The sequence below is a fragment of the Thiocapsa sp. genome (genome assembly GCF_011390875.1).
In the GTDB taxonomy this organism is placed as follows: Bacteria; Pseudomonadota; Gammaproteobacteria; order Chromatiales; family Chromatiaceae; genus Thiocapsa.
In genome coordinates this window covers 1-13,876 of record NZ_JAABRP010000103.1, presented here as the reverse complement: position 1 = coordinate 13,876, position 13,876 = coordinate 1, and the positions used below count along the sequence as shown (strand labels likewise).

The following is a 13,876-nucleotide window of genomic DNA, read 5'->3' as shown; positions in this document are numbered from 1 at the left end:
GCTGCTGGCGCTGGTGACCCTGGGGCTGAAGACCTTCATCGAGTGGAGAGTCGAGCGCGGCCTGCGGGACACCGTCTAAGGACCTACCCATGAGCATCCAAGTCAAAGAGATTCAAAAGCGATTCGGCGAATTCGTCGCGCTGGATCAAGTGTCGCTCGATTTCCCGACCGGTGCCTTGACGGCGCTGCTGGGACCTTCGGGTTGCGGCAAGACCACGCTCTTGCGCGTCATCGCGGGCCTGGAGACAGCCGACTCCGGTCGCGTCATCCTGGAGGGCGAGGATGCCTCCGACACCCATGTGCGCCAACGCCGGGTCGGGTTCGTCTTCCAGCACTATGCGCTCTTTCGTCACATGACCGTGCTCGAGAACGTCGCCTTCGGGCTGCGCGTGAAGCCGCGGCGCGAACGTCCCGACGACGCCGAGATTCGCCGGCGGGTCCATCGCCTGCTCGATCTCGTCCAGCTCGACGCGCTGGCCGAGCGCTTCCCGGCGCAGTTGTCCGGCGGTCAGCGCCAGCGCGTCGCGCTGGCCCGTGCCTTGGCCGTCGAGCCGCGTGTTCTGCTGCTCGACGAGCCGTTCGGTGCGCTCGATGCCCAGGTGCGCAAGGAGCTGCGCCGCTGGCTGAGGCGATTGCACGACGAGCTTCAGGTGACCTCGATCTTCGTCACGCACGACCAGGAAGAGGCCCTCGAGGTGGCGGATCGGGTGGTCCTGATGAACCGTGGCCGTGTCGAGCAGGTCGACACCCCGACCGAGGTCTACGAGCGCCCGGCCACCCCCTTCGTCTACGGGTTTCTCGGCGCGGTCAATGTCTTTCACGGACGCATCGAGGGGCCGCATCTGCGCGTCGGCGAGGCAACCCTGCCGCACGAGCAGACACAGGTGATCCACGGCGCCGAAGCGGTGGCGTTCTCGCGGCCCCATGAGCTGAGGATCCTGACCGATCCGGACACGCCGCACGGGGTCGCGGCCGTCGTGGAGCGCGTCCTGACCTTCGGCGCCGACGTGCGGGTGGAGCTCGACAGTCTGCCGGGTGCCGCAATACGCGGAGAACCAGCCCATTACGAGGTCGTCATGCCGCGTGCGCAGGTCGATGCCTTGGCGCTGACCCGCGGGCAACGGGTGCGGTTGGTTCCGTCCCAGATTCGCGTCTTCCCGAGTCAGGCGGCCTGAAATGAACTTCCAACAACTGCGGATCGTCCGCGAGACCGTCCGGCGCAACTTCAACCTGACCGAGGTCGCGAACGCGCTTTATACCGCGCAATCCGGTGTCTCCAAACACATCAAGGACTTGGAGGGCGAGCTCGGCATGGAGCTGTTCGTGCGTCGAGGCAAGCGGCTCCTCGGTTTGACGGAGCCCGGCAAAGAGCTGCTGCCGATCGTGGAGCGCATACTGATCGACATAGAGAACATGAAGCATCTCGGCGAGCAATTCGCGCAGCAGGATACGGGGCACCTGGCCATCGCCACGACCCACACCCAGGCCCGTTATGCCCTGCCTGCGGTGGTGACCCGGTTTAAGCAGGCGTTCCCGAAGGTCTATCTGGAGCTCCACGAGTGCGGACCGGGGGAGATCGTCAGCCTGTTGCGTGACGGTCAGGTGGACATCGGGGTCGCCACCGAGGCGCTGGGCAGTGAAGAGGATTTAGTCAGCTTCCCCTACTACCGGTGGCGTCATGCGGTGATCGTCCCGATCACCCATTCGCTGACCGGCGTCTCGCCCCTGACCCTGAGCGCGATTGCGGACTATCCGATCATTACCTACTACCCGGGACACACGGGTCGGGCGCGCATCGACGCCGCCTTCGCCCGCGCCGGCGTCGCCCCGGACATCGTCATGTCCGCGCTCGACGCCGATGTCATCAAGGCCTATGTGGAGCTGGGGCTGGGCGTCGGCATCATCGCCGCCATGGCGTTCGACCCCGCCCGCGATGCGGGCCTGTGCCTGCTCGACACCGCGGACATGTTCGAGGTCAATACCGCCCGTCTGGGTCTGCGACGCGGTCACTATCTGCGTGACTATGCCGTGCGCTTCATTTTGGAATGCGCCCCCGCACTGACCGCTGAGCAGATCAAGGAGGCGGTGTTCCCCAAGGCGGCGATGCCTTGATCCCGCACGCGGCGCTCAGGCACCGCCGCGATAGAGCTGCGGGGGCTGATCGGCCAGCCAACGCGCGATCGCGTCCTCGATCGACACAGGCGGCTCGATCGCGCGGCGTGAAACGAACGTCGGCCGCTGCCGAACGGATGGGGTACGGACACCCCTGGCCGCGAGACTGCTGCGTGTTCGCATGACGCCAAACGTGCTCGGCTGTGCGGGATGCTGGATTGAAGAGGTGTTCATGGTGCGCGCTCCGGCCGTTGCCTTGAAGGGGTTTGGTCGCGAGGAGTCGCGACCTTGGGAGCACGGTAACGCAGGGATGCTGACCATCGGCTGACGGCGTCTGTCAGCAACCCGGCATGTGGGCAGTCAGTTCTCGGCAAACACCCTGGAGTCGCGCGCCTCCTAAAATGCGCGCTCGTCGGCAAAGTCAGGAGTCGGCTTCATGGGCTTGGTTAATGACCGAAAACCGTTCCGCGCGTCGAGACACCGGCTCGGTTCCCTCGGCGAGTGCGCCCTCGAAATCGGTCAGGTCATGCGTTTGCCAGAAGTCGGCCAGTGCCGTGATGGAGTCCGTGTCGGGTAGCGAGTTCATCGTCTTTGCCATTGCTGATAGCGTTGCCGTTCGCGTTCGGTCACGGGTCATGGCTCTGGCCGTCACCGGGCACCCCTTGCCATCCGGGAAGCGGATGACGATACACAACAGATATCGGCCCGCGCGCGTTTGGCCAAGCACATGGCAAACCGGGCTGCATCTTCCGAACGTGCCCGCAAGACGAGGGGCTTGCCAAAACAAAAGATCCGGCGTGTCGTCAACGCTCCCGCCACACGGTCGTATAGAGATCGTGCCGGCGGTCCTTCAGGTTCTGGACCGTTCCTGAGTTCCGTGCGGCACGCAGGGCCTCGAGGCGCAGATCGGCGAAGGCGACGGTCTCGACATTCGGCGTGGTGTCGGCCGCGATCCCGTCGCGCGCGAAGGGGAAGTCGCAGGGCGTGAGAATGCAGCTCTGGGCGTACTGGATGTCCATGTTGTGGACCTTCGGCAGGTTGCCGACGTTGCCGGACATGACGAGATAGCATTGGTTCTCGATCGCCCGGGCTTGGGCGCAGTAGCGCACCCGCAGATAGGACTGGCGCTCGTCCGTGCAGAAGGGCACGAAGACGATGTTGGCGCCCTGATCGACCAGATGACGGCCGAGCTCGGGAAACTCCGCGTCGTAACAGATCAGGACACCGATGGGGCCGCAGTCGGTATCGATCGCGTTCAGCGAGTGGCCGCCCTCGATGTTCCACCAGTAGACCTCGTTCGGGGTCGGATGGATCTTGGGTTGCTCATGCACCTCGCCGCTGCGCAGACAGACGTAGCAGACGTTCTCGACCCGACCGTTGGGCATCCGCGTGGGGTGCGAGCCGCCGATGATGTTGATGTTGTAGCGCACCGCCATGTCGCTCAGCGCCTCTTTAAGCGGCTCCGTGTACTTGGTCAGGGCCTCGATCGATTCGGCGGGCGAGAGCTCCTGATCCTCCATCGAGAGCAGCTGCAGGGTGAAGAGCTCGGGGAAGACGACGAAGTCCGCCCGATAGTCGGCGGTGACGTCGACGAAGTAGCGCACCAGATCGGTGAACTCCTCGAACGACCCGACCCGTCGCTGCATGTACTGCACGGTCGCGACGCGCACGGTGTCGGGCAGCCGGCCACCGTAGCTCTTGGCGCGCTGCTCTTCCTTCTCGTCCGGCGCATTGGGGTTGCGCCAGACCAGATGAACCGCGTAGCCCTCGGATTCCTTGTCCTCGGGCAGGTAACGCGGCAGCATTCCCAAGACCTCGAAGCCGTTGCGCATCTGGAAGGTCAGGACCGGATCGCGCAATCGGTTCGCTTTGACCTCCTCGAGATAGGCATCGGGGGTTCCGTATCGACGTAGGCGCTTGCTGAGCGAGGGGATGCGCCCGCCGAAGACGATGCCCTTGACGTCCCAGGAGCGGGCCAGCTTTTTGCGTTCGTCGTAGAGACGCTGGCCGAGGCGCAACCCACGATATTCCGGGTCGACGCAGACCTCCATCCCGTAGAGATAGTCCCCGTTCGGATCGTGACGCGAGGCGTAACCGCCTCCGGTGATCTCGTTCCAGGTGTGCGGCTGGAGTGCGACATCGCCGTTGATCAGGAAGGTGGCGCAGTAGCCGACGATGGCTCCCTCGTATTCGGCGACGAACTGCCCTTCGGGGAAGTTGTGGATCTGGCCGAGAAGCATGGCCCGCGAATACGTCCCCATGCCGCTTGCCCGATAGACGCGCGACACCAGGCTGCGGATGTGGGGGATGTCCTTCACGCGCGCGTTGCGCACGATCAAAGGCGGTTTCGGGTGCTTGGTCTTGGCAGTGCTGGGCATGCGGGGTACTCCGGTGCGGTGGCTGGCGATCGGGGCAGGGCTCGGCTCGGTTCCGGGCCGGGCTCTCGGCCGGGTCCTCGGATTGTGTCGAACCGGTCGATGGGGCTAGCATGCCCCCGAGCGCTGCCGTCGGTAGTGGATTCGGAAAGACTTACGACACGAGGTGAAACGTCCATGAAGGCAATCGAGATGCGCGAGACCGGCGGGCCGGCCGTTCTGCAACGGGTCGATCGGCCTCGTCCCGAGATCGGCGGGCCGGACGACATCCTGGTCAGGCTCAAGGCCGCCGGTGTGAATCCGGTGGATACCAAGATCCGCACCAACGGGCCTCTGATTCCGAACGGCTTGCCGGCGGTCTTGGGCTGCGACGGAGCCGGCGTGGTCGAGGCCGCAGGCGAAGCGGTCACGCGTTTCAAGCCGGGTGACGAGGTCTGGTTCTGTTGGGGCGGGCTCGGCGGGCCGGTCGGCAACTACGCCGAGTATATCCTGCTCGACAACCATCTTGCCCAGGCCAAACCGCGCGAGATCGGGTTCGTCGAGGCCGCCGCGGCGCCTTTGGTGCTGCTGACCGCCTGGGAGTCGCTGCACGACCGGGCGCGTTTGCTCGAGGGACAGCGGGTTCTCATCCACGGTGGCGCAGGCGGGGTGGGGCATGTCGCGATTCAGCTCGCCAAGGCGGCCGGCGCACGCGTCTGCACGACTGTCAGCAGCGCGGAGAAGGCCGATTTCGTCCATGCGCTCGGCGCCGAGTACTGCATCAACTACAAGGAAGAGGACCTCGTCGAATCCGTGATGGACTGGAGCGAAGGACAGGGCGTGGACATCGCGCTGGATACCGTCGGCCCCGAGGTCTTCCGCAAGACCATCCCGGCGATGGCCCACTACGGTGATCTGGTGACCATCCTGGATCCGGGGCCGGATCTGGACCTGAAGGAGGCGCGCGTGCGCAATCTGCGCATCAGCCTGGAGCTGATGCTGACCCCGATGCTTCGGGATCTGCCGCGGGCACGCACCCACCAGGGCGAGATCCTGCGCCGCTGCGCCAAGCTGATCGACCAGGGCGACCTGCGAATCCATGTCTCCGAGACCTTCCCGCTCGCGCAGGCTCAGGAGGCGCACAAGCGGATCGAGACGGGCCATGTGACCGGCAAGCTCGCGCTGACGATGGATTAGGGCAATGGGCTCCGGCGCTGCGGGGGTGATTGCTCGGATTCCCGGCCGCAGCCTGCGCCTAGCGATCCTGTCCGACACGCATGGCGACCTCGATGCACGCGTCGAGCACCTGGTCACGACCTGCGATCTGGCGATCCACGGGGGGGATATCGGCAACGCCGATATCCTCGCCCGGATGCAGCCCGGCCTCGGGCGCGTCTTCGCCGTCTTCGGCAACAACGATGTCTCGCGCCAATGGCCGGAGCGCGATCATGACCTCTTGCGGCAGCTCCCGGAATGGGTCGAGCTCGCGCTGCCGGGAGGGTGCTTGGTCGTGATCCACGGCCATCAGGGCCCGGCGCGCGACCGCCATGCGCGACTTCGCGCCCGCTTCCCGGCGGCGCGGGCGATCGTTTACGGGCACAGCCATCGGCTGGTGTTGGACATGGATACGGTGCCCTGGGTCTTGAATCCCGGCGCCGCCGGTCGGACCCGGACCTACGGCGGGCCTTCCTGTCTCGTGTTGAGCGCAGGCGAAACCGAGTGGGAGGTCGAGGTCCATCGATTCGCCTTCCTTACAACCCGCCGTTCCAGGGCCCCGGTTTTGAAACGCCAAGGCGCACGGCCCGCGAAGATGACCCGCGTATGAGCCCCTCCGACCGCGTTCGGCCCAAACCCCCGAAGTCCCTTCTGCGGCTCGTCGGCCGCGCCATCGCGGACTTCCGCATGATCGGCGAGGGCGACCGCATCCTGCTCGGCGTCTCGGGCGGAAAGGATTCGCTCTCTCTCCTGCACATCCTCAAACATCTGCAGACCTATGCCCCGGTGCGCTTCGATCTCGCGGTGCTGACCGTCGATCCACAGGTGCCGGGATTCGATCCCGAGCACCTCAAGGGCTACTACCAAGACCTCGGCGTGCCCTGGTTCTACGAGCAGCAGCCGCTGATGGATCAGGCCAAGGAGCATATGGACGGCGACTCCTTCTGCGCCTACTGCTCGCGCATGAAGCGCGGCATCATGTACCGCATCTGCCGCGAGCAGGGCTACGGCGTGCTCGCCTTGGCCCAGCATCTCGACGATCTGGCCGAGAGCCTGCTGATGTCCCTCTTCCACGGCGGGCAACTGCGTACCATGAAGGCCCATTACCTGAACAACGAGGGCGACGTGCGCATCATCCGCCCGCTGGTCTATTGCCGCGAGCGACAGACCGCGGACTATGCCGAGCGCGCCGAGCTTCCGGTCGTTCTGGATTCCTGCCCCGCCTGCTTTTCCATGCCCACCCGCCGCGAGCACATGAAGGCCCTCTTGGCACGCGAAGAGGCCGAGCACAGCCATCTCTTCGCCAACATCCTGCATGCGATCAAGCCGATCATGGTTGAAGGCGAGCTGCCCGGGGAGTCGCAAGCCGCTAGCCGCCAGCCTCCGGCTCCCAGCCTCCAGCGGTAGTTGAAGGCGAACGGTCGCGTCGATCATGCACGGTGGCCGGAAGCCGACATCTCACACCTAGCGGTCGGCCGCATTAGGCTGTCCTACGGACCAACATCACCCTCGACTGAGCCCGATCAGATCCCCGGCGGCCTGATCCGGTTAAGCTGTCCCCTGATCTCTGCTGTCCGATTGCCCATGTCCGCATCCATCGATAATCCGCACTTCCTCCTGCGTCGTCTGCATTCCCTGCTTGGTTTGCTCCCGGTCGGCGCCTTTCTGATCTTCCATCTCTGGGAGAACTCTCAGTCGCGCTTCGGTGCGGAGCATTACAACGAGCATGTCGTTGCGGCGCTCAAGGGCATGAATTATCTGCCCTTGATGGAGATCTTCGTGATCGCGCTGCCGCTGCTCTTCCACGCCGGATACGGGCTGGTGATCACGGCTCAGATGCGTGCGGAGCTCGCTCGGTACAGCTATACGCGCAATCGGCTCTACTGGATGCAGCGGGTCTCGGGCATCGGCATCCTGCTCTTTCTGCTGATGCATGTGGGGATGACGCGCATCGCGGGGTTCTGGGACCCGAACGTAGGCGATGATCTGTTCGCCCACATGCAGGCGCTGCTGAGTCAGCCCTGGATGCTCGGGCTGTATCTGGTCGGTCTGCTGCTTTCGGTGTTTCATCTTGCCAACGGGCTTGCGTCCATGGCGATCGTCTGGGGACTCACGACCTCGGTCCGCGCCCAAGCGCTGTTCGGTTGGGTCTGCGTCCTGATCGGTCTGTTGTTGGCAGCCATGGGTGTCCATGGCCTGATGGGGTTCCTGTCATGAGCACGCCGAATGTTATCGTCATCGGCGGCGGCCTGGGCGGGCTGTGGGCGACCTTGCGGATCGCCGACGCGGGTTTTCCGGTCACGCTCTTCTCGCTCTTCGAGGTCAAGCGCAGTCACTCGGTCTGTGCCCAAGGCGGTATCAATGCCGTGCTCGACACCAAGGGGCAGCGCGACTCGATCCGTCAGCACATCGTCGACACCATCAAGGGCGGCGAATATCTCGCGAACCAGCCACCGGTGAAGGCCATGTGCGAGGATGCCCCCGGCCTGATCCGCACCTTCGAGCGCATGGGCGTGACCTTCTCGCGCACGCCCGAGGGTCTGCTCGATCAGCGTCTCTTCGGCGGCGTGAAGAACAAGCGGACCTGCTTCGCCGGTGCCAGCACCGGGCAACAGCTCCTCTACGGCGTCGACCAGCAGGTCCGGCGACTGGAGTCCGAGGGCAAGGTCGTCAAGCATGAGTGGTGGGAGTTTCTGTCCCTGCTGCTGGATGCCGACGGCGTCTGTCGCGGCATCGTGGCGATGGATCTGAAGAGCCTGGAGGTGCGCGCCTTTGCGGCCGACGCGGTCGTCGTGGCGAGCGGCGGCATGGGCCAGCTCTACGCGCCCAAGAGCACGACGTCAACCAACTCGACCGGCGCCGCGGCGAGCCGCTGCTACCGCCAGGGCGCATGGATGGCCAACGCGGAGTTCTTCCAGTTCCATCCCACGGCCATGATGGGGCACGACAAGAACCGGCTGATGAGCGAGGCGGCGCGCGGGGAGGGCGGGCGCATCTGGGTGCCGAAGACGCCCGGCGACCGGCGACCGCCCAAGACCATCCCGGAGGCCGAGCGCTTCTATTTTTTGGAGGAGTTCTTCCCGGCCTACGGCAACACGGTCGCTCGCGACGAGGCGGCGCGTGCCATCTGGACCGTGACTCGGCAGATGGGTCTCGGAATCGGCGGTGACGGCGGCGACCGAGTGTATCTCGATCTGACGCACCTGGATGCGGCATTTATCGGCTCGCGTCTGGGCGCCATTCTGGAGATCTATCGTAAATTCGCCGGGGTCGATCCGATGACCGAGCCGATGGAGATTTTTCCTGCGGCGCATTACGGTATGGGCGGACTTTGGGTCGATTTCGAGCGTTCCGCCGACGGCGGAATTCAACCCGACAGCCCGCGCAATCACGCGACCAACGTCCCCGGCCTCTATGCCTGCGGCGAGTGCGATTACGCCTATCACGGGGCCAACCGACTGGGTGCCAACTCGCTCCTGTCGGCGAGCTACTCGGGACGCGTTGCCGGAGAGGCGGTGGTGAGCTACCTGAAGGGACTCGCTTCGGATCGCGGCGCGCTGGCCCCGGGGATCCCGCAGACCGAGGTTGCGCGCCAGCAAACGATCAACGCGGAGCTGATGCGGGCAGAGGGGGCCGATACGCCTTATCTGATCCAGAAGGAGCTGGGTGCGCTGATGACGGCCAAGGTGGGCGTGGTGCGCTCGAACCCGGAGCTGGTGTCCGCCTTCGACGAGCTTCAGGTGCTGCGGGAGCGCCTGCGCAGCGCGCGCCTCGGCGAGTCGAGCACCTGGGCGAATCAGAGTCTGGCCTTCTCGCGCCAGCTCAGCGATATGATCGAGCTGGCCGGAGTCGTGACCCGGGGCGCACTGGCCCGCGACGAGTGTCGCGGGGCCCATTACAAACCCGCGTTCCGGATCCCGATCCCTGAGGGGACGTTTGGGGGCGACCCCGAGTTCGAGGCGTATCGCGATCGCTGGCACGCGAACAACGCGCAGTGGCTCAAGACGACCATTGCCGAGTATACCGAGGACGGCCCTCGGCTCAGCTACCAGGAGGTGGATCTGAGCGTTTATCCGCCGACCGAGCCGAGGGACTACCGATGACCGAGCAGTCGATCCACCTGCGGATCCGCCGTCAGGACCGTTCCGACAGCGGCCCCTATTGGCAGGATTTCGCGATCCCGGCGCACGCGGACCACAACATCGTCTCGCTGCTGATGGCGTTGCGGGAGAACCCGGTTACGGTCTCGGGCCAGCGGGTCGATCCGGTCGTCTGGGAGCACAACTGCATGGAGGAGGTCTGCGGCGCTTGCGCCATGCTGATCAACGGCGTTCCGCGCCCCTCCTGCTCGGCGCTCGTGGCCGAGCTCGATCAGCCGATCCGCCTGGAGCCCTTGCCGAAATTTCCGGTCGTGCGTGATCTGCTGGTCGATCGCCGACGGATCGACCAGGGCCTCAAACAGGTCAAGGCATGGATCAAGATCGATGGCGTCTGGGACACGCATGAAGGTGCGCCGCGCATCGGGCCGGCCGAGTGGGCGGCGAACTATCTATACAGCCGCTGCATGTCCTGCGGTTGCTGCATGGCTGCCTGTCCGCAGTTCGGGTCGCACTCGGCCTTTCTCGGCCCTGCGCCGCTGGCTCAGGCCCGCCTCATGAACGCCCATCCGACCGGGCGTTACGACAAGGCGGAGCGTCTGCACGCCATCATGGGCGACGGCGGTTTGAGCGATTGCGGCAATGCGCAGAATTGCGTCAGGGTCTGCCCGAAGGAGATTCCGCTCACGACAGCGATCGGTGAGCTTGGGCGTCAGACTACGGTCCAGATGCTCAAGGATATCTTCGGGCCGCGTTGAGCCGCGCCTGTGCCGCCACGTCGTGGCGGTGACCTATAGAGGGCAACTGGCCTTCGCTCTCGTGGAATGCCTTCGCGAAGTCGCGATCCGCACCCAGGATGTGTTCCAGGATCCAATCGCGGGCGTTTTCCTGCGCCTCCTCGTCGAAGACGTCGATGCCCTCCGCACGCCAGTGGCGTAGCTGATCGGTGTACTCGGCCATCAAGAGCGCATGCTCGGTGCGGTGCTCGGCGAAGTCCTCGTAGCCGACCGCCTGCATCAGCTCCTCTTCGTGTTTGAAATGCTCCCGTACGGCTTCGCCGAGATCGGTCAGGGCATCGATGAGGGCGAAGGCGTCGCCGGAGCGTCGCGGGGATGCCTCGGGACCGAAGCGGTGACAGATGTCCGCGAGGTGTTTGATCAGTCCTCGATGCTCCACATCCAGGACATCAATGTTGAGTGACCATTCGTCGTGCCAAGTCAAAAGCCTTGTCATCGGGTCCTCCGTCGTGCTGTCGGCGCCGCGTCAGCCGGGTGCCGATAGGTCGCGCCCTTCGGGGATGCGTCGGGCGCATGGTCCGCTGTGTCGTCCGGACTACGGGACATCATCTTGTTGTTGTCGTGCTGCTCGGTCGGAGCTCTTCATCGGGCTCGGCTGCGCACCGGATCTAAGCGGGGCGCCTTAGGGGCAGCACCCGCGGGGCCGGGGTCGGTCCGCCCGAATTTCGCTGGCGTTCGAGCATCTGTTTGATGACCGGCTGAATCTCGCCGAGGAGCCGCGTCTGCGTCTCCCGCAGATCTTTAAAATAATAGACGATTTCACACTCGACGGGGTTCGAAATCGATTTCCGTCCGACCGCCGGTCGCCAGGCGATACGGATCAGGCGACCGCCCTCGCCGTCCTGATAGGCATAACCGCCGTGGCTGTCGACGAAGACCACCTCGTCGCGATCGACCACGGCCTGATACTGCATGGAGCGGATCGGGATGAAGACGGCGCTCCCGGTGCTGCGTCTGAGGAGCAACTGCAGCCCGTTGTGGAGCGCTGCCGGGATCCGCGTCTGCTCACGGGCAACGGCTTCGTCGGGTCGAAAGAAGGTCTCGCGGATCAGATAATCGGCCATCTCTGGATGCCCCGCGGATGCGGATGTCGTACGGCCGCTCTAGGAGCGGCGCTTGCTCAGTCGCTGTCGCCGAGCTCGGGGTCCCAGCCGGCTGCGCGTGCCTTTTCGATCGCCGCCGAATAGATCCGCTCATGCCGTTCGCGTAGCTCGGGCGGGAGTCTGGAGACGAGATGCCCGTAGGGGTGCCATGCCTGCGTGACCTTGTCGTAGAGGTCCTCGATGCCTTGAATGGTCCAGCCCGCGCAGGTCTGCTCCTCCGGGATGATGCCGAATACCCAGGCGTCTCGGATGATGTTGGCGGTCGGGGTCATGGCGCCGCCTTCCTGCTTGTCGATGCCCTCGTAGATCTTGTTCTTCATAAGGTCTGTCCTGGTTGATATCCGGTACACTCTAGCGCCTTGCTTCTCCGACGGCTACGTCTGCCCGAGGCCGCGGATCCCGTCACGCCGAGCAACTGACGCAGGAGATCCGCCGGCTGTCGTTCGAACCTTCCGCGCCGGGTGCGCCCGACGCGGTTCACCAAGCGAGTCTGTCCATGTCCGAGATCCTGGTCGATCTGATCCGTCACGGCGAGCCCGTCGGCGGTGCGCGCTATCGCGGCAACGGGACCGACGACCCGCTCAGCCTCGCGGGCTGGTCGCAGATGACCGAGGCGCTCGGCGAGACGGCGCCTTGGGACCAGGTCATCAGCTCGCCGATGGCGCGCTGCCGTGTCTTTGCGGCGGATCTTGCCGGGCGAAACGGCTTGCCGCTGGTCGTCGATCCGAGCCTGATCGAGGTCGGCATGGGTGCCTGGGAAGGGCGCGCCCGCAGCGCAGTTGCCGCGGAGGAGCCCGAGCGCTTTGCCGCCTTCTATCGCGATCCCGTCGGAGCGCGCCCGGCCGGCGCCGAGCCGTTGGAGCGCCTGCTTGCGCGCGTCTCGGATGCCTATGCCCGTCATCTCTCCGCCTATCCGGGTCGGCGATTGCTGATCGTCTGCCACGCCGGGGTGATGCGTGCGCTGGTCGGCCACCTGCTCGGTGCCGATGCGCGCTGCTGGTATCGCATCCGGATCGACTATGCCGGGCTGGTGCGGGTCCGGCACGGACGTCTCGGTCCGAGCATCGAGTGGGTCAATGCGCGCACGTTGTTCTAGCCCGAGCGGCTCAGTCCCCGGATGCGAATCGGGACCAGGGTGGCCGATGCCTGCGGGCATGATCGATCATAAGGTTTGAAACGCCGCGCGGTCGGTGTAGCCTCAACGCGTTGCCGACCTGGAATCCGAAGGCAAAGACTTATGCCGAAACAGACTGCTGAACACGCAAGCTACGATCGCGACTACCACGCTTAGTTGACGGAAAGCGCGGCACTTCTGCGCGAAGGTTGCCTGAGCGAAGTCGACCTTGCGCAAATCGCCGAGGAGCTTGAGGACATGGGCAGGAGCGAGCGTCGGGCAATCGAGAACGGATGGGCGGGATTGGGCGCGCGTTGCGTCGGCCGTACATGAGCATCGAGGCGTGACACCGGATCGATTGGGCTATACTCAGCCGCTTTCGACGCCGTTGTAATCCCAGCCCATGCAAAAGACCGACGATCTGCGCATCCGCGAAATCAAAGAAGTCCGCTCCCCGAGCGCGCTGCACCAGGAATTCCCGATCTCGGAGGCGGCTGCGGAGACCGTCTATTCCACGCGCCACGCCATCCAACAGATCCTCCACGGTCGGGACGATCGACTGCTGGTCGTCGCGGGTCCTTGCTCGGTTCACGATCCGCGCGCTGCGCTCGAGTACGCCGAGCGTCTCAAGATCCTCCGCGACGCATTGAGCGATTGCCTGCTGATCGTTATGCGCGTCTATTTCGAGAAGCCGCGGACCACGGTCGGCTGGAAGGGCCTCATCAACGATCCGAATCTGGACGGCAGCTTCGAGATCAATCAGGGCCTCGGCATCGCGCGCAAGCTCCTGCTGGATCTCAACGGCATGCAGATCCCGGCCGGGACCGAATTCCTCGATCTCATCAGCCCGCAATACATCGCCGATCTGGTGAGCTGGGGGGCGATCGGTGCGCGTACGACCGAGAGCCAGGGCCATCGCGAGCTGGCCTCCGGCCTGTCCTGTCCCGTCGGCTTCAAGAACGCGACCAACGGGGACGTGAAGGTCGCCATCGACGCCATCCATGCCGCGGCGCGTCCGCATGTCTTCATGTCGGTCACCAAGGAGGGTCAGTCCGCGATCTTCAGCACCACCGGGAACGTCGAC

Annotated in this window: 17 protein-coding genes; 11 read left to right on the top strand and 6 right to left on the bottom strand. The window is 65.0% G+C overall.

Annotation, left to right across the window (positions count from 1 at the left end):
• Positions 1-89 precede the first annotated feature (89 nt).
• Both GPT33_RS09995 and GPT33_RS09990 read left to right on the top strand, forming a co-directional pair.
• On the top strand, positions 90-1,175 hold the full coding sequence (locus tag GPT33_RS09995) for a sulfate ABC transporter ATP-binding protein (protein ID WP_296808182.1): 1,086 nt from the start codon (positions 90-92) through the stop codon (positions 1,173-1,175).
• A 1-nt stretch (position 1,176) separates the two neighbouring features.
• Complete coding sequence (locus tag GPT33_RS09990) at positions 1,177-2,112, top strand: CysB family HTH-type transcriptional regulator (protein ID WP_296808180.1); 936 nt, start codon at positions 1,177-1,179, stop codon at positions 2,110-2,112.
• A 15-nt stretch (positions 2,113-2,127) separates the two neighbouring features.
• On the opposite strand, the gene GPT33_RS09985 is transcribed toward GPT33_RS09990, so the two are convergent.
• The 3 genes from GPT33_RS09985 to GPT33_RS09975 all read right to left on the bottom strand — a co-directional run bounded on the left by GPT33_RS09985 (position 2,128) and on the right by GPT33_RS09975 (position 4,490).
• Positions 2,128-2,346, bottom strand: coding sequence for a hypothetical protein (locus GPT33_RS09985; protein WP_296808178.1), 219 nt, complete (start codon positions 2,344-2,346; stop codon positions 2,128-2,130).
• A gap of 187 nt (positions 2,347-2,533) precedes the next feature.
• Positions 2,534-2,698 (bottom strand): hypothetical protein, encoded by a 165-nt coding sequence (locus GPT33_RS09980; protein WP_296808175.1) that lies wholly within the window; start codon positions 2,696-2,698, stop codon positions 2,534-2,536.
• Between the two features lie 217 nt (positions 2,699-2,915).
• Positions 2,916-4,490 (bottom strand): bifunctional GNAT family N-acetyltransferase/carbon-nitrogen hydrolase family protein, encoded by a 1,575-nt coding sequence (locus tag GPT33_RS09975; protein ID WP_296808173.1) that lies wholly within the window; start codon positions 4,488-4,490, stop codon positions 2,916-2,918.
• 174 nt (positions 4,491-4,664) lie between these two features.
• On the opposite strand from GPT33_RS09975, the gene GPT33_RS09970 reads away from it, so the two are divergent.
• From GPT33_RS09970 to sdhB, 6 genes are all read left to right on the top strand, one after another.
• A complete protein-coding gene (locus tag GPT33_RS09970; RefSeq protein ID WP_296808170.1) occupies positions 4,665-5,663 on the top strand; it encodes a zinc-dependent alcohol dehydrogenase family protein in 999 nt (332 codons plus the stop codon).
• Between the two features lie 4 nt (positions 5,664-5,667).
• Positions 5,668-6,291 carry a metallophosphoesterase family protein gene (locus GPT33_RS09965; protein ID WP_296808167.1) on the top strand — a complete coding sequence of 208 codons (624 nt, stop codon included), beginning with the start codon at positions 5,668-5,670 and terminating at the stop codon, positions 6,289-6,291.
• The gene (locus tag GPT33_RS09960; protein WP_296808165.1) at positions 6,288-7,088 is read left to right on the top strand and encodes an ATP-binding protein; all 801 of its coding nucleotides are present in this window, start codon (positions 6,288-6,290) and stop codon (positions 7,086-7,088) included. The genes GPT33_RS09965 and GPT33_RS09960 overlap by 4 nt, the downstream gene beginning before the upstream one ends.
• 177 nt (positions 7,089-7,265) lie before the next feature.
• On the top strand, positions 7,266-7,898 hold the full coding sequence (locus GPT33_RS09955) for a succinate dehydrogenase (RefSeq protein ID WP_296808163.1): 633 nt from the start codon (positions 7,266-7,268) through the stop codon (positions 7,896-7,898).
• On the top strand, positions 7,895-9,784 hold the full coding sequence (gene sdhA / locus GPT33_RS09950; RefSeq protein WP_296808161.1) for a succinate dehydrogenase (quinone) flavoprotein subunit: 1,890 nt from the start codon (positions 7,895-7,897) through the stop codon (positions 9,782-9,784). Before GPT33_RS09955 ends, sdhA begins: the two co-directional genes overlap by 4 nt.
• On the top strand, positions 9,781-10,536 hold the full coding sequence (gene sdhB / locus GPT33_RS09945; protein ID WP_296808156.1) for a succinate dehydrogenase iron-sulfur subunit: 756 nt from the start codon (positions 9,781-9,783) through the stop codon (positions 10,534-10,536). The genes sdhA and sdhB overlap by 4 nt, the downstream gene beginning before the upstream one ends.
• Here sdhB and GPT33_RS09940 read toward each other — a convergent pair.
• The 3 genes from GPT33_RS09940 to GPT33_RS09930 all read right to left on the bottom strand — a co-directional run bounded on the left by GPT33_RS09940 (position 10,511) and on the right by GPT33_RS09930 (position 11,998).
• The gene (locus GPT33_RS09940) at positions 10,511-11,011 is read right to left on the bottom strand and encodes a hemerythrin domain-containing protein (RefSeq protein WP_296808154.1); all 501 of its coding nucleotides are present in this window, start codon (positions 11,009-11,011) and stop codon (positions 10,511-10,513) included. The two genes, sdhB and GPT33_RS09940, sit on opposite strands and share 26 nt — an antisense overlap.
• 172 nt (positions 11,012-11,183) lie before the next feature.
• Positions 11,184-11,639, bottom strand: a complete 456-nt coding sequence (locus tag GPT33_RS09935) for a hypothetical protein (RefSeq protein WP_296808151.1) — start codon at positions 11,637-11,639, stop codon at positions 11,184-11,186.
• A gap of 56 nt (positions 11,640-11,695) precedes the next feature.
• Complete coding sequence (locus GPT33_RS09930) at positions 11,696-11,998, bottom strand: hypothetical protein (RefSeq protein WP_296808148.1); 303 nt, start codon at positions 11,996-11,998, stop codon at positions 11,696-11,698.
• A gap of 176 nt (positions 11,999-12,174) precedes the next feature.
• Here GPT33_RS09930 and GPT33_RS09925 point away from each other — a divergent pair, with 176 nt between their 5' ends.
• The 3 genes from GPT33_RS09925 to GPT33_RS09915 form a co-directional block, all read left to right on the top strand.
• Positions 12,175-12,774: a histidine phosphatase family protein gene (locus tag GPT33_RS09925; RefSeq protein ID WP_296808145.1), complete on the top strand. Its 600-nt coding sequence runs from the start codon at positions 12,175-12,177 to the stop codon at positions 12,772-12,774.
• Between the two features lie 195 nt (positions 12,775-12,969).
• Positions 12,970-13,125, top strand: a complete 156-nt coding sequence (locus tag GPT33_RS09920; RefSeq protein ID WP_296808143.1) for a DUF29 family protein — start codon at positions 12,970-12,972, stop codon at positions 13,123-13,125.
• A gap of 70 nt (positions 13,126-13,195) precedes the next feature.
• A partial coding sequence (locus GPT33_RS09915; RefSeq protein ID WP_296808141.1) for a 3-deoxy-7-phosphoheptulonate synthase occupies positions 13,196-13,876 on the top strand: 681 nt, incomplete at its 3' end.